Source organism: Streptomyces sp. NPDC007929, from assembly GCF_042959065.1.
Classification (GTDB): domain Bacteria; phylum Actinomycetota; class Actinomycetes; order Streptomycetales; family Streptomycetaceae; genus Streptomyces.
In genome coordinates this window covers 265340-285980 of the sequence record NZ_JBIBKD010000004.1, presented here as the reverse complement: position 1 = coordinate 285980, position 20641 = coordinate 265340, and the positions used below count along the sequence as shown (strand labels likewise).

Sequence of the window (20641 nt, the reverse complement as noted above, 5' to 3'; positions counted from 1 at the left end):
GAGAGGGGACGGCGAGCGGGGGTCCGGCGTCCCCCGCCCGCCGCCGTTCAGTCGCCCTGGACGGGCAGTTCCTTCAACTGGATGTTGCGGAAGGAGACCTGGTCACCGGCGCCGTGGTTCTGGAGGCCGATGTAGCCGTCGGTCAGGCTCCGCTGGGGGTCCTTGTTGGTGAAGTCGTTGATCTTGACTCCGTTGAGGAACACCTGGAGGCGTTCGCCCTGGACCTTGATCTCGTAGGAGTTCCACTGGCCGGGGGGCCGCAGAACCTGGTCACGGGCCTTGATGTTCGCCGACTTGAAGGAGTAGACGGAGCCCGTGGTGCGGTCGGCCGCGTCCGTGGCGTCGATCTGGATCTCGTAGCCCTTGTTCACGGCGGACCAGGGGTCGTCGGAGGCCGGGAAGCCCACGAAGATCCCGGAGTTGTCGTCGCCCCGCATCTTCCAGTCGAGCTTGAGGGAGTACGCGTTCAGCTCCTTGGCCTGGTACCAGAGCAGGCCCATGCCGCCCTCGGACTCCATGACCCCGCCGTCCTTGACGGCGAACCCGCCCGGACCGGCCTGCTTCCAGCCGTCGAGGGTCTGGCCGTTGAAGATCTTGCGGTAGCCCTTGTCCGGCTTGCAGTCCGCCTTGACCTGGCCGGTGGCGTACTGGAGGCCGCCGAGCAGATGGGCGCGGAAGGCTTCCTCGGCGTAGGACTCCTTGGTGTGGCCGCCGCCGGTGTAGAAGGAGCGGCCGCCGCCGTAGCTCTGGCACCAGGCGATCGGGTGGTCGCCCTTCATGGTGCCGCCCTGGTAGGTGGTCTCGTCCAGGGTGGCGAGGACCTTGGCCTGCTCACGGGGGTTGGTGCGGTAGTTGTACCACTCGTCGGTGCGTTCCCAGGCGTCGTCCAGGTGCCCGGTGGACGGGTGGTCGTGGTCCTCGACGCGGACGGTGGCCTTCTGGATGGCCGGGTGGGACTGGAAGTAGGCGCCGACGAGGCCGCCGTAGAACGGCCAGTCGTACTCGGTGTCGGCAGCCGCGTGGATGCCCAGGTAACCGCCGCCGCCCGCCACGTAGTCCTCGAACGCCTTCTGCTGGTCGGCGTTCAGGACATCACCCGTGGTGGAGAGGAAGGCGACCGCGTCGTACTTGGCGAGGTTGGTGGTGGTGAACTGCCTGGCCTCCTCGGTCGCGTCGACCGTGATGCCGGCCGGGCCGCCGAGCTCCTTCAGGGCGGTGATGCCCGCCGGGATGGAGTCGTGGCGGAAGCCGGCGGTCTTGGAGAAGACCAGGACCTTCTTGCCGCCTTTGAAGGGCTCCTTGGAGAACTCGAAGTCGTCCACGTCGTAGAGCGCGCCCTCACCGCCCTTGAACACCAGGTAGATGTCCGTGGTCTTCTTCGGCAGCGACCGCAGCGGCACGTCGACGTTCTGGAACGTCTCCCAGCCGCCGGTCGGCGGGATGTAAGCCGAGCCGTGCAGGGGGCCGTCGGGCGAGCCGGTGCGCAGTTCGATGAAGCCGCCCGCGCCGCCGGAGGAGGCTCGCACGGTCATCTTCTTCTGCCCGTCGAACCGGTAGGGGGAGAAGGAGATCCAGTCGCCGTCGTTGATGTCGCCGACGGTCTTGCCGCCGTTGGCGCCGGTCTTGGTGATGACCGACACGCCGGACTGGATGGTGAAGTGCTCGCCCTGACGGTGCAGCGGCTGGAGCACGGTGCGGGCGGTGCCGGTCAGCGACTCCTGGCCGTTCGCCCCGCCGTCGGTGTAGCTGGCGCCGACGACGCCGTAGATGTTGGCGTTGGGGTCGTGGCCGCCGTCACCGGGGGGCGGGGTCAGGGTGCCCTCGCAGCCCATCTCGCTGGTCAGCTCGTGGGCGTGGGAGTCGTGGCCGAGGCTGTAGGCGACCTTGACCTTGGAGCAGTCGACCGTCTCCTCGGGGTCGGTGACGGTCACCTTGAAGGGGACGGGCTTGCCGAACTCGGCCATGGTGCCGTTGCCCGGGACGTCGATCCTGACCTTGGGCTCGGTGTTGCCGACCACGATCCGGGTGCTGGCGTTGCCGGTGTTGCCCTCGGGGTCCTTGGCCGTGAAGGTGGCGGTGTAGGTGCCGGTCTTCTTGTACTTGTGGGTGGGGTTGACGCCCTCGCCCTTGGTTCCGTCACCGAAGTCCCAGCTGTAGGTGAGGTCGGGAGAGTCGGCGTCCTTGGCGGAGCCGGTGAACTTGACCTTCAGCCCGGCCGCGCCGGACGTCTTGTCGGCGCTGACCTCGGCGATCGGGGAGAAGCCGTCCTCAGCGTTCTCGATGCGGTAGAGCGCGGAGTGCTCGTCGCCCTGGAACCAGGAGACGCCGTAGTCGAGTACGTAGAGCGCGCCGTCGGGGCCGAACTCCATGTCCATGATCTGGGTGCCGGTCCACGGGAAGTCGTTGATCTTCGCGACGGAGCCGTCGTCGTTCTGCTCGATGCGCTTGATCCAGCGGCGGCCGAACTCACCGGCGAAGAAGTCGCCGTCGTAGGCCTCCGGGAACTTCACGCTGGACTCCAGCTCGGGGTCATAGCGGTAGACCGGGCCGCCCATCGGGGACTCGGAGCCGCTGCCGAACTCCGGCAGGGAGCCGCCGTCGTACGGGATCCAGGCGGCCTGCGCGGGCGGCAGGTCGGTCAGGCCCGTGTTGTACGGCGAGGTGTTCTTCGGGGCGGCGCAGTCGAACGTCTCGCCGGACTCCTTGGTGGCGAAGTCGTAGTCGACGTAGGGGTCGTTGTCGCCGGTGCAGAAGGGCCAGCCGAAGTTGGCGGCCTTGGTCACCTTGGCGAACTCGACCTGTCCGCCCGGGCCGCGCTTGGGGTCGGCGGCGCCGGCGTCGGGGCCGTAGTCGCCGACGTAGACGGTGCCGGTCTTGTCGTCGACGCTCATCCGGAACGGGTTGCGGAAGCCCATCGCGTAGATCTCGGGGCGGGTCTTCTCGGTGCCCGGGGCGAAGAGGTTGCCCTCCGGGACGGTGTACGAGCCGTCCTCGGCGACCTTGATGCGCAGGATCTTGCCGCGCAGGTCGTTGGTGTTGCCGGAGCTGCGGCGCGCGTCGAAGGCCGGGTTACGGTTCGGCCGGTCGTCGATCGGCGTGTAGCCGTCGGAGGAGAAGGGGTTGGTGTCGTCGCCGGTCGACAGGTAGAGGTTGCCGTCGGCGTCGAAGTCGATGTCCCCGCCGACGTGGCAGCAGGTGCCGCGGGAGGCCGCGACGTCGATGACCTTCTTCTCGCTGGCCTTGTTCAGCGTGCCGTTGGCGTTCAGGGTGAAGCGGGAGAGGCGGTTGACGCCGTCGAACTTCTTGAAGTCCTCGGCGGTGCCGGTCTCCGGGGCGTCGCCCGCGGGGGTGTCGAGCGGCGGGGCGTAGTAGAGGTAGATCGCCCGGTTGTTCTTGAAGTCCGGGTCGATGCCGACGCCTTGGAGGCCCTCCTCGTCGTGGTTGTAGACGTCGAGTTTGCCGGCGACCTTGGTGACGCCGCCCTGGTCGGTGAGGCGCAGTGTGCCGTCGCGTGAGGTGTGCAGGACGCTGCGGTCGGGGAGCACGGCGAGCGACATCGGCTCGCCCGTCTCGGGTTCGCCCTTGGCGAGCGGCACCTGCTGGAACTGGCCCTCGGCGGCTGACGGTTCGTCGCGCTCCACGGTGCCGGGGTGGGCACCGGCGACGGTGGCCGGGGTGCCGACGGCGAGGAGCAGTCCGGTGAACAGGGCGACAGTGGTGCGAAGCCTGGGCCGGTTGGGGGTGGCGGTGCTTCCGGGTCTGGTTCTGTGCACGAAGTCCCTCCGGGAACGGGGTGGGCCGTACGGGGTGGGTGCGAAGCGTGCGGTGCGGGCGCCGGGGTGCGCCGTCACCCCGGAGGTGTATGTGTCCTGAACACATCAAGGACGGTAACCGTGTCCGTCCGGGGCGAACACCCCTTGCGACGGACTCGGCCGGACTTTCTCCCTGTGCGGGACAAAGCGGGATCCGCGCAGGTCGGAGGGGGGACCGGCGGAGCTGCCGGTCCCCGTCCCCGACCTGCGCCGGGAGCCTGGTTCAGCTGTTGAAGGCCGCGTCGAAGGACGCGCTGGGCGGCTCGAAGTCGAAGGCCTTCAGCCGGGTCAGGGCCTCCGGCGCGCCCTGGAGCCGGTCCATCCCGGCGTCCTCCCACTCGACCGAGACGGGGCCCTCGTAGTCGATGGAGCGCAGCATCCGGAAGACGTCCTCCCAGGGGACGTCGCCGTGCCCGGCGGAGACGAAGTCCCAGCCGCGCCGCGGGTCGCCCCAGGGCAGATGGGAGCCGAGACGGCCGTTGCGTCCGTCGAGGCGTTTACGGGCCTCCTTGCAGTCGACGTGGTAGATCCGGTCGCGGAAGTCCCAGAGGAACCCGACCGGGTCGAGGTCCTGCCACACGAAGTGCGAGGGATCGAAGTTGAGGCCGAAGGCGGGACGCCTGCCGACCGCTTCCAGCGCGCGGGCCGTCGTCCAGTAGTCGTAGGCGATCTCGCTGGGGTGGACCTCGTGGGCGAACCGCACGCCCTCGGCGTCGAAGACGTCCAGGATCGGGTTCCAGCGGTCGGCGAAGTCCTGGTAGCCCCGCTCGATCATCGCCTCGGGGGCGGGCGGGAACATGGCGACCAGGTGCCAGATCGCGGAGCCGGTGAACCCGATGACGGTGTTCACACCGAAGGCGGCAGCGGCCCGGGCGGTGTCCTTCATGCGTTCCGCGGCCCGCTGCCGGACCCCTTCCGGGTCACCGTCGCCCCAGATCGCGTCCGGGACGATCGCCTGGTGGCGTTCGTCGATGATGGCGTCACAGACGGCCTGCCCGACCAGGTGGTTGGAGATCGCCCAGCACTTGAGGCCGTACTTGTCGAGCAGGGCCCGGCGGCCGTCGAGATAGCCGGGGTCGGCCAGCGCCTTGTCGACTTCGAAGTGGTCGCCCCAGCAGGCGAGTTCGAGGCCGTCGTAGCCGAAGTCGCGGGCCAGGCGGCAGACCTCCTCCAGGGGCAGGTCCGCCCACTGGCCGGTGAAGAGCGTGAAAGTGCGCGGCATCGAAAGGGGCCTCCTCAGACCGCGATCGGTGTGTAGACGGAGTTCTTCTCGGCGCTCTCCTCGACCGCCGCGAGCACGCGCTGCACCTGCAGCCCGTCGGCGAAGGAGGGTTCGGGACGGCGGCCCTCGGCGATGGCGTGGACGAGGTCGCGGGCCTGGTGGACGAAGGTGTGCTCGTAGCCGAGGCCGTGCCCCGGTGGCCACCAGGCGTCCAGGTAGGGGTGGTCGGGTTCGGTGACGAGGATCCGCCGGAATCCGGCCTCCGCGCCGGGCTCGGTGCCGTCGTGGAAGGACAGTTCGTTGAGCCGCTCCAGATCGAAGGCGAGCGAGCCGCGCTCCCCGTTGAGTTCGATGCGCAGGGCGTTCTTGCGGCCGGTGGCGTAGCGGGTGGCCTCGAAGGACGCCAGCGCGCCGGAGGGGAAGCGGGCCGTGAACAACGCGGCGTCGTCGACGGTGACCTGCCCGGTGCCGGCGGATGTGACGGCGGACAGCCCGCTGGTGGCGCCGGTGGGCAGGGGCCGTTCCCGTACGAAGGTCTCCGTCAGCGCGGAGACCCCCGCCAGGGGCTCCCCCACCAGGTACTGCGCGAGGTCGACGATGTGCGCGCCGAGGTCGCCGAGCGAGCCCGAGCCGGCCTGCTCCCTGCGCAGCCGCCAGGTCAGCGGGAACTGTGGGTCGACCAGCCAGTCCTGGAGGTACGTCACCCGCACGTGCCGCAGCCTGCCCAGACGCCCTTCGGCGACCATGCGACGGGCCTGGGCGGTGGCGGGAACCCGGCGGTAGTTGAAGCCGACCATCGCCACCTGGCCGCGGGCGTGGGCCTCTTCGGCCGCCAGCGCCATCGAGGTGGCTTCCTCGACGGTGTTGGCGAGGGGCTTCTCGCACAGGACGTGCTTGCCCGCCGCCAGGGCTGCCAGGGCGATCTCGGCGTGGCTGTCGCCGGGGGTGCAGATGTCGACGAGGTCGACGTCGTCCCGTTCGACGAGCGCCCGCCAGTCGGTCTCGGTGGAGGCCCAGCCGTGCCGGCCGGCCGCCGCGCGCACGGCCGCCGCGTCCCGGCCGCAGAGCACGGCCTGCACGGGGTTCAGGGGCAGGTCGAAAACGCGGCCCGCGGTGCGCCAGCCCTGGGAGTGGGCGGCGCCCATGAAGGCGTAGCCCACCATCCCCACGCGCAGGGGTGGCTTGCCCGCCTCGGTCCCCTCTGGCTGCTCCTGCGGCTGTCCCATACGGGTGTCCTCCTCGTCCTGGTCGGGGTGGCGCACGTGGGGGGTGCGGGGTGGCTCACTTGAAGCCGGTGGGCATGTACTGGTCGACGTTGGTCTTGTCGACGACGGCCGAGTAGAGGGTGAGCGACGACGGGATCTCGAACTCGGCGAGACCCCCGATGCCCTTGCTCTGGCCGAGGGCGCGCGCGAGGTCGATGGCCGAGGCGGCCATGGTCGGCGGGTAGAGCACGGTCGCCTTGAGCACACCGTCGTCCTGCTTGATGGCCTGGAACGCGGAGAGCGCCCCCGCGCCGCCGACCATCAGGAAGTCGTCGCGCCCGGCCTGCTCGATGGCGCGCAGCGCGCCCACGCCCTGGTCGTCGTCGTGGTTCCACAGCGCGTCGAACGTCGACTGGGCCTGGAGCAGCTGGGCCATCTTGGCCTGTCCGGACTCGACGGTGAACTCGGCGGCCTGCCGGGCGACCTTCTTGATGTTGGGGTAGTTCTTCAGGGCGTCGTCGAAGCCCTGGGTGCGCTGCTTGGTCAGCTCCAGGTTGTCCAGGCCGGCCAGTTCGATGACGCGGGCGCCGGACTTGCCCTTGAGCTTCTCGCCGATGTAGTGCCCGGCGTTGAGGCCCATGCCGTAGTTGTCACCGCCGATCCAGCAGCGGTAGGCCTGCGGGGTGTTGAAGATGCGGTCGAGGTTGACGACCGGGATCCCGGCGCGCATCGCCTTGAGGCCGACCTGGGTGAGGGCCTTGCCGTCGGCGGGCAGCACGACCAGGACGTCGACCTTCTTGTTGATGAGGGTCTCGATCTGGCCGATCTGCTGGGCGGTGTCGTTGGAGCCCTCGGTGATCTCCAGGGTGACGTCGGAGTACTTCTCGGCGCGGCTCTTGGCGTTGTCGTTGATGGCGTTGAGCCAGCCGTGGTCGGCCTGCGGTCCGGCGAAGCCGATGGTGACCTGCTTGCCGGGCTTGTCGTCGGCGGCCGGCTGGTTGTTGCCGGCCGGTTCGTCCTTGGCGTCGGACGGCTCGTTGCTCGTGCATCCCGTGAGGACGGCACCCGCGGATACGGCGGCGGCCCCGAAGAGCAGTCCTCTGCGACTCGTCAGCTCGGTCATGGCGGTGAACCCTTTCCTCAGGTCGTGCTCGCGGTACGGCGCTGGACCAGCACGGCGGCGACGATGATCGCGCCCTTGGCGATCTGCTGGACGTCGCTCTGCAGGTTGTTCAGGGCGAAGATGTTGGTGATCGTGGTGAAGATCAGGACGCCCAGCACGGAGCCGGTGATGGTGCCCCGGCCGCCGGTGAGGAGGGTGCCGCCGATGATCGCGGCGGCGATGGCGTCGAGTTCGTAGAGGTTGCCGTTGGTGTTCTGGCCGGAGCCGGCCAGGACGATCAGCAGGAAGGCGGCGATGCCGCAGCACAGCCCGGACAGCAGATAGAGGTAGAGCCGCTGGCGGCGGACGTCGATGCCGGCGAGCCGGGCGGCCTCCGGGTTGCCGCCGACGGCGACCGTACGGCGGCCGAACGTGGTGCGGTTGAGCACCAGCCAGCCGATGACCGTGACCACGGCGAACACCATGACCAGGGGCGGGATGCCGAGGACGTAGGCGTCGCGTTCGCCGAGGTCGAGGACGGACGGCACGGTGACGATCTGCGTCCTGCCGTCGGTGATCTGGAGGGAGAGGCCGCGGGCGGAGGCCAGCATGGCGAGGGTGGCGATGAACGGCACCATCGCGCCGTAGGCGATGAGCACGCCGTTGACCAGGCCGCAGCCGACTCCGACGATCACCGCCGTGAAGAGGATGCCGGCGAAGCCGTACTCCTGGGTGGCGACGGTGGTGGCCCACACGGAGGCGAGGGCGACGATCGCGCCGACCGACAGGTCGATGCCGCCGGAGACGATGACGAAGGTCATGCCGACGGTGACGACACCGATCACCGAGGCCTGGGTGAGGACGAGTTGCAGATTGCGCGTGTCGAGGAACTCGTCGGGCTTGGTGATGCCGCCGATGACGATCAGCACGGCGAGCACGCCGAGCAGGGACAGGGTGCGGACGTCGGCGCGGACCAGCAGGCCGCGCCAGGCGGGGGGCCGGGCCGGGGGCACCTTGCCGGTGCTGCTGTCCAGCGGCGGGGAGACGGGCTGCGTCATGACGCCGGGCTTCCTTCCATGACCAGGTCGAGTACGCGGTGTTCGTCGAGTTCGCGGGCGGGTGCCGTGTGGACGACACGGCCCTCGCGCAGCACCAGCACACGGTCGGCGAGGCCGAGCACCTCGGGCACCTCGCTGGAGACCAGCAGCACGGCGAGGCCCTCGTCGGCGAGCCGGCGGATGACCGCGTAGAGCTCGGCGCGGGCGCCCACGTCGACGCCGCGGGTGGGTTCGTCGAGCAGCAGCACCTTGCAGCCGCGCAACAGCCAGCGGGCCAGGACCGCCTTCTGCTGGTTGCCGCCGGACAGGGTGCGCACCGGTACGGACGGGTTGTCCGGCCGCAGCGACAGCTCGCGGGTCGCGGCCCGGGCGGCACCGAGTTCGGCGCCCCGGTCGATCCAGCCGGCGCGCGAGAAGCGGGACATGGAGGAGACCGACACATTGCGGGTGACGGACTCCAGCATCAGCAGGGCCTGCGCCTTGCGTTCCTCGGGGGCGAGCCCGAGTCCGGCCCGGACGGCGGCCCGTACGCTGCCCGGCTTCAGGGCCCTGCCGTCGACCAGCACCTGACCGGTCGTCGGTTTGCGGGCGCCGTAAACGGTCTCCAGGATCTCGGAGCGGCCCGAGCCGACGAGTCCGGCGAGGCCGACGATCTCGCCGGGCCGCACATCGAGGTCGAGCGTCTCGAACTCGCCCTGCCTCGACAGCCCTTGGACCTTCAGCACGGGTTCCGCACGCGGCGGGGAGGCGGGCCGGTCCGGGAAGACGTACTCGACGTTGCGGCCGGTCATCAGGGCGACGACCTCGCGGGTCGGGGTCGACTTGGCGGGGAGCCCGCCCGCCACGGCCCGGCCGTCCTTCAGCACCGTCACCCGGTCGCCGATCCGGCGGATCTCCTCCAAGCGGTGCGAGATGTAGACGACGGCGACCCCGGCGGCGGTGAGGTCGCCGACGATGCGGAAGAGGTTGTCGACCTCGTCCGGGTCGAGGGCGGCGGACGGCTCGTCCATCACGATGAGCCGCACGTCGTGGGAGAGCGCCCGCGCCATGGACACGATCTGCTGCTGCGCCGCGGACAGGTCGCCGACCAGCCGGGCCGGATCGATCTCCGCATGCCCAAGTCGCTTGAGCAGAGCGGCCGTTGACGCCTTGGCGGCCTTTCCTCGTACGACGAATCCGGCGGCGGTCGGCTCATGTCCCAGGTGCACGTTCTCGGCGACCGACAGATGCTCCACCAGGTCGAGTTCCTGGTAGATGGTGGCGATGCCGAGGCGCATGGCGGCGATCGGCGAACGGAGCGTCACCTCCTGGCCGCGCCAGCGGATGGTCCCCGTGCCGGGCTGGTGGGCACCGGCCAGCACCTTGATGAGGGTGGACTTGCCGGCCCCGTTCTGGCCGAGCAGGCAGTGCACCTCACCGGCCTGGACGTCGAGGTCGACGCCGTCGAGGGCCCGGACTCCGGGGAACGACTTGGTGATGCCGGACATGCTGAGCAGCGGTGGTTCTGGTGCCATGAGGTCCCCTTGGCGGGCGTGCGGGCCGGTTCAGGGCAGGGCAGAGCAGGGAGCTGTACTGGTGCGGCGGTACTGACTGCGTGCTTACGCGGGTGAGAACAGGTGGTCGCTGATGAGCCGGGCCGCGCCGATGACACCGGCGGTGGGGCCCAGCTCGCCCAGGACGATGGGCAGGTTGCCGGTCGCCAGGGGCAGCGACTGGCGGTAGACCTGGGTACGGATCGCGGCGAGCAGGGTGTGGCCGAGTCCGGTCACCCCACCGCCGATCACCACCAGGCCGGGGTTGAAGAAGCTGACCAGGCCGGCGATGACCTGGCCGGTGTGGTTGCCGCCCGCGCGGATCAGATCGAGGGCGGTGGCGTCGCCCGCGGCGGCCGCGGCGGAGACGTCCACGGCGCTGAGGCCGCCGTTCGCCTCCAGTCGTGCGGCCAGTTCGGGCGAAAGCCCCTGCTGGGCCGCCTCCGTGGCGTCACGGGCCAGCGCGGCCCCGCTGAAGTGTGCCTCCAGGCAACCCCGGTTGCCACAGGCACAGGGGCGGCCGTCGGGGACGGCCTGGATGTGCCCGATGTCGCCGGCGCTGCCCGTCGTACCGCGGTAGACCTCACCGCCGACGACGATGCCGCAGCCGATGCCGGTGCCGATCTTGACGCAGAGGAAGTCGGCGACGGTGCGGGCGACGCCCGCGTGCTGCTCCCCCATCGCCATGAGGTTCACGTCGTTGTCGACCATGACGGGGCAGCCGAGTTCCTGGCTGAGCGCCTCCCGTACGGGGAAGCCGTCCCAGCCCGGCATGATCGGCGGTGCCACCGGGATGCCCTCGGGGAAGCGGACGGGGCCCGGGACGCCGATGCCGGCGCCGTCGAATCCCTCCGCGAGCCCGGAGGCGCGCAGTTTCGCGGCCATGGCGAGTACCTGCTCGAAGACCGCGACGGGGCCCTCGCGCACGTCCATGGGCTGGTTGAGGTGCCCGAGGGTCTCCAGTTCGGCGTTGGTGACGGCGACGTCGACCGAGGTCGCGCCGATGTCGACGCCGAGGAAGCGCAGTTCGGGGTTGAGCCGGATGTTGTGGGAGCGGCGGCCACCGCGCGAGGCGGCGAGTCCGTCGGCCACGACCAGCCCCGTCTCCAGCAGCCGGTCCACCTCCACGGCCAGTTTGGACCGCGAGAGGTCCACCTGGTCACCCAGCTGGGCACGGGAGTTGGGCCCACCGTCGCGCAACAGCGTGAGCAGTCGGGCCTGGTGGGCGTTTCCGGGTCGTGCGGTCATACGTCTCACGAGCCCCTCCCCGCCTCGATCGGCCTGTGCGCGCCGGTTTCCCGCCACCGCGGTGGCTTGCTTTCGGAGGGAACGTAGCAGCGGCTGCCGGGACTGGGAAGAAGTCGCGCAGGAATTGCCCCCTACTTTTTCCACTCACAGGACAAAGAAGCGGTGACGGTTGTCCTGCCTCGCAGGTGGGCGTGGCGTTGCCCCGAGACCCGGAAAGTACGGGGCTACGAGCTGGAACGCGCGTGGTACGAGCGGCGCGTGTGCTCGGTGTGTTCGCGCATGAGCTGGGTGGCGCGCTGCTCGTCCCGGGCGGAGACGGCGGCGATCAGCTCGCGGTGCTCGATCCAGGACTGCCGGCCCCGCCTGCGCGCCACCGGCGTGTAGTACCAGCGCACCCGCCGGTCGACCTGGGCGGCGAGTTCGGCGAGGACCGCGTTGCCGGCAAGCTCCATGATCTTGGTGTGGAAACGGGCGTTCAGGGCGACGGCCCCGTCCACGTCGTCGGCCTCGACGGCCTTCTCGCCCTCGGCGCACAGCGCTTCCAGGGCGGCGATGCCCGCGCTCGTGGCGTTGGCCGCGGCGAGCCGGGCGGCCTCGGCCTCCAGGAGCGTACGGACCGTGAGGAGCTGGTCGGCCTCCTCCTCCGTCGGCTCGTGCACGAACGCGCCCTGGGCGGGCCGCAGATCGACCCACCCTTCCGTGTTGAGCCGCTGCAACGCCTCGCGCACCGGCTGCCGGGAGACCCCGAGATGCCCGGCGAGTTCGCTCTCGACGAGATGCTGGCCGGGCTGCAGCGCACGGGTGGTGATGAGTTCGAGCAGCGCCTCGTAGACACGGTCGCGCAGCGGACCCGGGCGTTCCAGCTTGGGTACCGCCCCTTGGGGCAGGCCTGTCGACAGCATCGCGGTCCCCCTCCTCGGCAGGGCCGTGCACAGCGCGGCGCGAGCCGGTATCGCCGCAGACTCAGTATTGATTGTCTTTCGTCTACAGTCTACGGCGCACAAGAACCAGGACTTCGGGGAGTTGACCGCGTCACACCGCGAGGGTCCGAGCCGGGCTCAGGGACAGCGCACGACCTGCCCCGCGTACGACAGGTTCCCGCCGAAGCCGAACAGCAGCACCGGATCCCCCGTGGTGAGCGCCCCCTGCTCGACCAGCTTCGAGAAGGCCAGCGGGATGCTCGCGGCCGAGGTGTTGCCGGACTCGATGACATCGCGCGCGACGACCGCGTTGACGGCGCCGATCTTCTCCGCGAGGGGTTCGATGATGCGCAGGTTCGCCTGGTGCAGCACCACTCCGGCGAGGTCGGCCGGCTCCAGCCCGGCCCGCTCGCAGGCCCGGCGCGCGATGGGCGGCAGCTGCGTGGTGGCCCAGCGGTAGACGCTCTGCCCCTCCTGGGCGAAGCGCGGCGGCGTGCCCTCGATGCGCACCGCGTTGCCCATCTCGGGAACCGAGCCCCACAGCACCGGCCCGATGGCCGGCTCGTGGGCGGCCTCGACCACCGCGGCCCCGGCGCCGTCCCCCACCAGCACGCAGGTGGTGCGGTCGCTCCAGTCGGTGACCTCGGACATCTTGTCGGCGCCGATGACCAGCACCCGGCTCGCGCCCCCCGCGCGGACGGCGTGGTCGGCGGTGGCCAGGGCGTGGGTGAAGCCGGCGCACACGACGTTGAGGTCCATGGTGGCGGCCTGCGGGATGCCCAGGCGGGCCGCGACCCGGGCGGCCATGTTGGGCGAGCGGTCGACGGCGGTGGAGGTGGCGACCAGCACCAGGTCGATGTCGGCGGGGGCCAGCCCCGCCGCGGCGAGGGCCTTGGCGGCGGCGTGCGCGGCCAGCTCGTCGACCGGCTCGTCGGGTCCCGCGATGTGACGCGTGCGGATGCCCACCCGGCTCCTGATCCACTCGTCATTGGTGTCCACCAGGCCCGCCAGGTCCTCGTTGGTGAGGATCTTGGCGGGCTGGTAGTGGCCGACGGCGGCGATGCGCGAGCCGTTCATTGGGTGGATCCCCCTCGGTGCCTCGGGTAGCGGATCCACCAGTCTGATCAGTGACTCACGGGTACGAGGGCAGCCAAGGCGACAGGAAACGTGAGCCGGGGTTGTCAGCTTCGGTCAGCACCTCGGACGCCCGGGCACCTGTCGAACGCCCACCCGGCGCCCCGGCCGCCACCATCGACCGGGCTGCCACCCCTACCCGGTGAACAGCTGCGTCTACCCGGTGAACAGCTGCGTCGCCTTGCGGACGAGCTCGTAGAGCCCGTACGCGAGCGGTAGGCCCACCCACACCCAGGCGAGGGCGATCAGCCACCGCCGGTCCGGGCTAGGCGGACTCTGACTGCTGTCGCTCGGCATGGGCGGCCTCCTTCGGGGCGGGGACGTGGTGACGGGGGGCGACGGGCCGCACCAGTTCGTTGGCGGCGAAGCCGACGACGAGCAGCCCGATCATGATGACGAACGACAGCCCGTACAGGGACGCGCCGTGCCGGCCCGCTTCCTCCTGCCGGTCGGCGATCCAGTTCACGATCAGCGGTCCGAGCACCCCGGCCGTGGACCAGGCGGTGAGCAGCCGCCCGTGGATGGCACCAACCTGGTACGTACCGAACAAGTCCTTCAGATAGGCCGGAACCGTGGCGAAACCACCGCCGTAGAAGGAGAGGATGACCAGCGCGCACAGGACGAACAGCGGTTTGGAGGAGTCGCCGAACAGGGCGATCAGGGCGTACATCAGGGCCCCGGCACCCAGGTAGACGCGGTAGATGTTCTTGCGGCCGATGAGGTCGGAGGTCGAGGACCAGCCGATGCGTCCGGCCATGTTCGCCGCGGACAGCAGCGCGACGAAACCGGCGGCGGCCGTGACCGACACCGGGGTGGAGGTGTCCGCGAAGAAGTCCGTGATCATCGGCGCGGCCTTCTCCAGGATGCCGATGCCGGCGGTGACGTTCATGCAGAGCACGATCCACAGCAGCCAGAACTGCGGGGTGCGCAGCGCCTGGTTCGCGGAGACCTGTGGGCCGGTGGTGGCTTGTCGCACGGTTCCCGGCGTCCCTGGGGCATGACGCGGAACCCTGACCAGGAGCACACCCAGCAGCATGAACACCGCGTACGACAGCCCGTGCACCAGGAAGGCCAGCGCGATGCCGGTGCTGTCCCCGCCGAACGACTCCAGCATCTGGGCCGACCACGGCGAGGCGATGAGCGCGCCGCCGCCGAAGCCCATGATGGCGATGCCGGTGGCCATGCCGGGCCGGTCCGGGAACCACTTGATCAGGGTGGAGACGGGCGAGATGTAGCCGATGCCGAGACCGATGCCGCCGACGAAGCCGTAGCCGAGGACGATCAGCCAGTACTGCTCCAGGAACGCGCCCAGCGCGGAGAGCAGGAAGCCGGAGGAGAAGCAGAGCAGCGCGACGGTCATGGCCCAGCGCGGGCCGTTGCGCTCCACGAGGGTGCCGCCGAACGCGGCGGACAGGCCCAGCATGACGATGCCCAGCTGGAAGGGCAGCGCGCTCTGGGTGCCGCTGAGGCCGAGCGCGGACTCCAGGGGCGGTTTGAACACGCTCCAGGCGTAGGCCTGGCCGATGGAGAGATGTACGGAGAGAGCGGCGGGCGGAACGAGCCAGCGGCTCCAGCCCGGGGGCGCGACTGGGGGACTCATGAACCCCGGACGGTAGGGATCCGCATGCGGGTTGAGAAGACGCGGGGTCGACCGTATGCGGTGAACGGTATGCGGGATGCGCCGAACGGTCGGCGCGCGGACCCTTGCCGCCCCAACTTCCATACTGTAGACAATATTTCGTCGACACGTTCCGGTCAGAGCTTGTCCCGCTCTCCCCCCACCTCCGCGGTATCCCTCAAACCGAACGGAGTGTTCCCGTGAAAGTCGCAGTTCTCGGCGCCGGTGCCATCGGCGCCTACGTCGGCGCCGCGCTCCACCGCGCGGGCGCCGAGGTGCATCTCATCGCCCGTGGACCGCATCTGGCGGCCATGAGGCAGCACGGCGTGCGGGTGCGCAGCCCACGCGGCGACTTCACCGCGCGCCCCCACGCCACCGACGACCCGGCCGAAGTCGGTCCGGTCGACCATGTCTTCCTGGGCCTGAAGGCCAACGCGTACGCGGCGTGCGGGCCGCTGATCGCGCCCTTGCTGCACCGGACGACGTCGGTCGTCGCGGCCCAGAACGGCATCCCCTGGTGGTACTTCCACCGGCACGGCGGCCCGTACGACGGCCGGCGCGTCGAGAGTGTCGACCCGGACGGCGCGGTCAGTGCGGTGCTCGCGCCCGAACGGGCCATCGGCTGTGTCGTCTACGCGGCGACCGAACTCGAAGGGCCGGGCGTCGTAGGCCACTTGGAGGGCACGCGGTTCTCCATCGGCGAGCCGGACCGCAGCCGTTCCGCACGCTGTCTCGCGTTCAGCGAGGCCATGCAGGCCGGCGGGCTGAAGTGCCCGGTCGAACCGGACCTGCGCGGCGACATCTGGGTCAAGCTGCTCGGCAACATCTCCTTCAACCCGATCAGCGCGCTGGCCCGGGCGACCATGCGGCAGATGTGCCTGCACGGCGGCACCCGCAAGGTCATCGAGATCATGATGACCGAGACGCTGTCGGTCGCCGAGGCCCTCGGCTGCGAGGTCGGCGTCTCCGTCGAACGCCGGCTCGCCGGTGCCGAGCGGGTCGGCGACCACCGCACCTCCACGCTCCAGGACCTGGAGCGCGGCAAGCCGCTCGAACTCGACGTGCTGCTCGCGGCGGTCGTCGAACTGGCGGAGATCACCGGCGTGGACGTGCCCACCCTGCGCACCGTGCACGCCATCTCGGACCTGCTCGCGCTGAGGAGCGCCGCATGAGGAAACGCGACCGGACCCCCAAGACCTACACCCGGCTCACTCATCCGCTCGTCCGGGACTCCCGGGACGAGCCCTTCCGGCAGGCGACCTGGGAGGAGGCCCTGGACCGGGCCGCCACCGGCCTCGGGCGCAACCGCGGCGCCTTCGGCATGTTCAGCTGCGCCCGCGCCACCAACGAGATGAACTACGTGGCGCAGAAGTTCGCCCGGGTCGTCATGGGCACCAACAACGTCGACTCCTGCAACCGCACCTGTCACGCCCCGAGCGTCGCGGGCCTGTCGGCGGCGTTCGGCTCGGGCGGCGGGACGTCGTCGTACGAGGAGATCGAGCACACCGACGTCATCGTGATGTGGGGCTCCAACGCCCGCTTCGCGCACCCGATCTTCTTCCAGCACGTGCTGAAGGGGATCAGGAACGGCGCCCGGATGTACGCGGTCGATCCGCGCCGGACGTCGACCGCCGAGTGGGCGGAGAGCTGGCTGGGGCTCAACGTCGGCACGGACATCCCGATGGCGCACGCGATCGGCCGCGAGATCATCCACGCGGGCCTCGCGAACGAGGCGTTCATCCAGCGGGCCACCACCGGCTTCGAGGAGTACAGGGCCCTGGTCGAGCCGTGGACGCTGTCGCTCGCCGAGAAGGTGACGGGCGTACCGGCGGCGGCGATCCGGGAGCTGGCGCACGCCTACGCCCGGGCCGAGCGGGCCCAGTTGTGCTGGACCCTCGGCATCACCGAGCACCACAACGGCACCGACAACGTCCGCGCCCTGATCAACCTGTCGCTGCTCACCGGGCACGTCGGCCGCTACGGCTCGGGGCTGCAACCGCTGCGCGGGCAGAACAACGTGCAGGGCGGCGGCGACATGGGCGCGATCCCCAACCGGCTGCCCGGCTTCCAGGACATCCTCGACCCGGACACCCGGCTGAAGTTCGAGTCGGCCTGGGACACCGTCATCCAGCCGCACTACGGCCTGAACCTCACGGAGATGTTCGAGGCGATGGAGGACGGCTCGCTGCGGGCCGTGTACTGCATCGGCGAGAACCCGGCCCAGTCCGAGGCGGACAGCGAGCAGGCCGTACGGCGGATGGGGGCCCTGGACTTCCTGGTCGTGCAGGACATCTTCCTGACGAAGACGGCCGGACTCGCGGACGTCGTGCTGCCGGCCACCGCGGGCTGGGCGGAGACCGACGGCACGACCACCAACAGCGAGCGGCGGGTCCAGCGCGTCCGCAGGGCCGTCACCCCGCCCGGCGAGGCCCGTGAGGACATCGACATCATCTGCGACCTCGCGGCCCGGCTCGGCCACGACTGGAAGTACGCCGACGCCGAGACGGTGTGGAACGAGCTGCGGTCCGTCTCGCCCGACCACCACGGCATGACGTACGAGCGCCTGGAGGAGCACCAGGGCATCCAGTGGCCCTGCCCCCGCACGGACGCCCTCGAACCCACCTATCTGCACGGCCGGTTGTGGGAAGCCGATCCTGAACGCCGTGGCCCGCTCGCGCCGTTCGGGATCGTGCGGCACGACCCGCCCGTGGACCTCACCGACGAGCGGTACCCGATCCGGCTCACCACCGGACGGCGGCTCGACTCGTACAACACCGGGGTGCAGAGCGGCGGTTACGCCTCGCCGCTGCGGCGGGGCGAGTTCATCGAGCTGAGCCCCGAGGACGCCGAGCGCTACGGGGTCGTGGTCGGCGAGCACGTCCAGGTGACCTCGCGGCGCGGGTCGGTGACCGCGCCGGTGTGGGTGGACACCGCGCTGCGGCCCGGGCTCGCCTTCATGACCATGCACTTCCCGGACGAGGTGGACACCAACGCGCTGACGATCGAGGCGAACTGCCCGATCGCGGGGACGGCGGAGTTCAAGGCGTCGGCGATCCGGATCGAGAAGCTGCCCGTCGCGACGATCGTGGGGTGAACGTACGTGGATCTGCACTTCGGTGACAGCAAGCCGACGGACGAGGAACGGGCGGCCGTCGACGCCCTGCTCGGGCCTCCCGAGTCCTCCTGGGAGGGCGCCGCCCGCGACGAGATGCGCGCGGCCGATCTGAGGTGGGCGCGTGGCGGACGCGCGGCCCGGGACCGCCGTGACCTGCTGCTGCCGGGGCTGCACGCGATCAACGACCGGATCGGCTGGATCAGCGAGGGCGCCCTCGGCTACCTGTGCCGGCGGCTGACGGTGCCACCGGCGGAGGCCTACGGGGTGGCCACCTTCTACGCCATGTTCTCGCTCAAGCCGCGTCCGGCGACCGTGCTCCACGTGTGCACGGACCTGGCGTGCGCGGCGGCCGGGGCGCCGGAGCTGTGCGCCGGGATCGAGGCGCGGCTGGGCCCCGGCAGCGGGGTGAGCGTCGAGCGCGCTCCGTGCCTGGGCCTGTGCGAACGGGCCCCGGCGGCGCTCGCCACCAAGGCCGGGGATCCCGTGCGTACGGCCGTCTCGGCTCCGGCGAGCGTCGAGGAGGCCGTGCTCGCCGCGTCCTCGCCGGGCTCCGCGCCCGAGGAGCCGCCGGCCGCGCTCGCGGTGCCCCAGGCCGGGCAGGACGGGCTGATGCTGCTGCACCGCGTCGGTGTGGCCGACCCGGCGTCGCTCGACGACTACCGCGCCCACGGCGGCTACACCGCCCTGCGCCGGGCCTTCGCGCTGGGTCCCGCCGGGGTCATCCGCGAGGTCACCGACTCGGGCCTGGTCGGGCGCGGCGGCGCCGCCTTCCCCACCGGCCGCAAGTGGCAGGCCACGGCGTCCCAGCCCGACCGTCCGCACTATCTCGTGTGCAACGCCGACGAATCGGAGCCGGGCACCTTCAAGGACCGGGTGCTCATGGAGGGCGACCCGTACGCGCTCGTCGAGGCGATGACGATCGCCGGCTTTGCCACCGGCGCCCACCGGGGCTACCTCTACCTGCGGGGCGAGTACCCGCGCGCCCTGCGTCTGCTGGAGCACGCCCTCGCGCAGGCCCGGGCGCGCGGGCTGCTCGGTGACGACGTCCTCGGGCAGGGCTACGCCTTCGACATCGAGATCCGACGCGGCGCGGGCGCCTACATCTGCGGTGAGGAGACGGCCCTGTTCAACTCCATCGAGGGCTACCGGGGCGAGCCCCGCTCCAAGCCGCCGTTCCCGGTGGAGAAGGGCCTGTTCGGCAAGCCGACGGTGGAGAACAACGTCGAGACCCTGGTCAACGTCCTGCCGATCCTCACCATGGGCGCCCCGGCCTATGCCGCGATCGGTACGCGGGGTTCCACCGGGCCCAAGCTGTTCTGTGTGTCCGGGAGCGTGGCGCGGCCGGGTGTCTACGAGGTGCCGTTCGGCGCGACGCTGGGCGAGGTGCTCGGCCTGGCCGGGGTGCGCGAGGGCCTGCGGGCGGTGCTGCTCGGTGGCGCGGCGGGCGGGTTCGTACGGGCCGACGAGCTGGACATCCAGCTCACCTTCGAGGGGACGCGCGAGGCCGGTACGACCCTGGGCTCCGGGGTCGTCATGGCCTTCGACGGCAGCGTGCCGTTGCCCCGGCTGCTGCTGCGCATCGCGGAGTTCTTCCGCGACGAGTCGTGCGGGCAGTGCGTGCCCTGCCGGGTCGGGACGGTCCGGCAGGAGGAGGCACTGCACCGGATCGTGGAGCGCACGGGCGCCGACGCCGCCGGGGACATCGCCCTGCTGCGGGAGGTCGGCCGCGCGATGCGGGACGCCTCGATCTGCGGTCTGGGGCAGACCGCGTGGAACGCCGTGGAATCCGCCATCGACCGTCTGGGGGCGTACGAATGACCGTCACACCGCTGGGGATCCCGCGCCGCATGCTGGAGTTCACCCTCGACGGCGAACAGGCCCGGGTCCCCGAGGGCTCGACGATCCTGGACGCCTGCCGGGCGGCCGGGAAGGACATCCCGACGCTGTGCGAGGGTGACACGCTGCGTCCGAAGAACGCCTGCCGGGTCTGCGTGGTCGAGGTCGAGGGGGCCAGGACGCTGGTCCCGGCCTGCTCCCGCAGGGCCGAGCCGGGCATGGAGGTCCGCACGGACACCGAGCGCGCCCGGCACAGCCGCAAGGTCGTCCTGGAGCTGCTCGCCTCCTCGGTCGACCTGTCGACGACCCCGAAGGTCGCCGGGTGGCTCAAGGAGTACGAGGCGAAGCCGGACCGCTTCGGCCCGGACGCGGCGCGGCTGAACGAGGAACCGAGGGTCGACAACGACCTGTACGTGCGCGACTACGACAAGTGCATCCTCTGCTACAAGTGCGTAGACGCCTGTGGCGAGCAGTGGCAGAACTCCTTCGCGATCTCGGTCGCCGGGCGCGGTTTCGGCGCCCGGATCGCCGTGGAGCACGACGCCCCGCTGACCGACTCGGCGTGCGTGTACTGCGGGAACTGCGTCGAGGTGTGCCCCACGGGCGCGCTGTCCTTCAAGTCCGAGTTCGACATGCGTGCGGCGGGTACCTGGGACGAGTCGCGGCAGACGGAGACGACCACGGTATGCGCGTACTGCGGAGTGGGCTGCAACCTGACGCTGCACGTACAGGACAATGAGATCGTCAAGGTCACCTCGCCGCACGAAAACCCGGTGACCCACGGCAACCTCTGCATCAAGGGCCGCTTCGGCTACCAGCACGTACAGAACCGGGACTGA

General features: G+C 70.7%; 15 protein-coding genes. 4 read left to right on the top strand and 11 right to left on the bottom strand.

The features are described from left to right. Positions 1-47 precede the first annotated feature (47 nt). From ACFZDE_RS14900 to ACFZDE_RS14850, 11 genes are all read right to left on the bottom strand, one after another. The gene (locus ACFZDE_RS14900) at positions 48-3773 is read right to left on the bottom strand and encodes a ThuA domain-containing protein (RefSeq protein ID WP_391200121.1); all 3726 of its coding nucleotides are present in this window, start codon (positions 3771-3773) and stop codon (positions 48-50) included. A gap of 262 nt (positions 3774-4035) precedes the next feature. Further along, on the bottom strand, positions 4036-5034 hold the full coding sequence (locus ACFZDE_RS14895; RefSeq protein WP_390995518.1) for a TIM barrel protein: 999 nt from the start codon (positions 5032-5034) through the stop codon (positions 4036-4038). 14 nt (positions 5035-5048) lie between these two features. Next, positions 5049-6260, bottom strand: coding sequence for a Gfo/Idh/MocA family oxidoreductase (locus ACFZDE_RS14890; protein ID WP_390995515.1), 1212 nt, complete (start codon positions 6258-6260; stop codon positions 5049-5051). Positions 6261-6315: 55 nt separating this feature from the next. Further along, positions 6316-7362 (bottom strand): substrate-binding domain-containing protein, encoded by a 1047-nt coding sequence (locus tag ACFZDE_RS14885; RefSeq protein ID WP_390995512.1) that lies wholly within the window; start codon positions 7360-7362, stop codon positions 6316-6318. A 17-nt stretch (positions 7363-7379) separates the two neighbouring features. Next, entirely contained in the window at positions 7380-8399 is a 1020-nt protein-coding gene (locus ACFZDE_RS14880; RefSeq protein ID WP_390995509.1) for an ABC transporter permease, read from the bottom strand. Beyond that, positions 8396-9913 (bottom strand): ATP-binding cassette domain-containing protein, encoded by a 1518-nt coding sequence (locus ACFZDE_RS14875; RefSeq protein ID WP_391200120.1) that lies wholly within the window; start codon positions 9911-9913, stop codon positions 8396-8398. The genes ACFZDE_RS14880 and ACFZDE_RS14875 overlap by 4 nt, the downstream gene beginning before the upstream one ends. A gap of 84 nt (positions 9914-9997) precedes the next feature. Further along, entirely contained in the window at positions 9998-11179 is a 1182-nt protein-coding gene (locus ACFZDE_RS14870; protein WP_390995504.1) for an ROK family protein, read from the bottom strand. Positions 11180-11403: 224 nt separating this feature from the next. Then, positions 11404-12081, bottom strand: coding sequence for an FCD domain-containing protein (locus ACFZDE_RS14865; protein WP_390995501.1), 678 nt, complete (start codon positions 12079-12081; stop codon positions 11404-11406). Positions 12082-12237: 156 nt separating this feature from the next. Next, positions 12238-13176: a beta-ketoacyl-ACP synthase 3 gene (locus ACFZDE_RS14860; protein WP_390995498.1), complete on the bottom strand. Its 939-nt coding sequence runs from the start codon at positions 13174-13176 to the stop codon at positions 12238-12240. A 213-nt stretch (positions 13177-13389) separates the two neighbouring features. Beyond that, positions 13390-13530 carry a hypothetical protein gene (locus ACFZDE_RS14855; RefSeq protein WP_390995495.1) on the bottom strand — a complete coding sequence of 47 codons (141 nt, stop codon included), beginning with the start codon at positions 13528-13530 and terminating at the stop codon, positions 13390-13392. Further along, positions 13499-14833 carry an MFS transporter gene (locus ACFZDE_RS14850; protein WP_391200119.1) on the bottom strand — a complete coding sequence of 445 codons (1335 nt, stop codon included), beginning with the start codon at positions 14831-14833 and terminating at the stop codon, positions 13499-13501. Before ACFZDE_RS14850 ends, ACFZDE_RS14855 begins: the two co-directional genes overlap by 32 nt. Positions 14834-15051: 218 nt before the next feature. Here ACFZDE_RS14850 and ACFZDE_RS14845 point away from each other — a divergent pair, with 218 nt between their 5' ends. From ACFZDE_RS14845 to ACFZDE_RS14830, 4 genes are read left to right on the top strand one after another with little or no spacing between them, the layout of a single operon-like run. Beyond that, positions 15052-16023 (top strand): 2-dehydropantoate 2-reductase, encoded by a 972-nt coding sequence (locus tag ACFZDE_RS14845; RefSeq protein WP_391200118.1) that lies wholly within the window; start codon positions 15052-15054, stop codon positions 16021-16023. Then, entirely contained in the window at positions 16020-17945 is a 1926-nt protein-coding gene (locus tag ACFZDE_RS14840; protein ID WP_391200117.1) for a molybdopterin-dependent oxidoreductase, read from the top strand. Before ACFZDE_RS14845 ends, ACFZDE_RS14840 begins: the two co-directional genes overlap by 4 nt. 6 nt (positions 17946-17951) lie before the next feature. Next, the gene (locus tag ACFZDE_RS14835; RefSeq protein ID WP_391200116.1) at positions 17952-19784 is read left to right on the top strand and encodes an NAD(P)H-dependent oxidoreductase subunit E; all 1833 of its coding nucleotides are present in this window, start codon (positions 17952-17954) and stop codon (positions 19782-19784) included. Further along, complete coding sequence (locus ACFZDE_RS14830) at positions 19781-20641, top strand: 2Fe-2S iron-sulfur cluster-binding protein (protein ID WP_391200115.1); 861 nt, start codon at positions 19781-19783, stop codon at positions 20639-20641. Before ACFZDE_RS14835 ends, ACFZDE_RS14830 begins: the two co-directional genes overlap by 4 nt.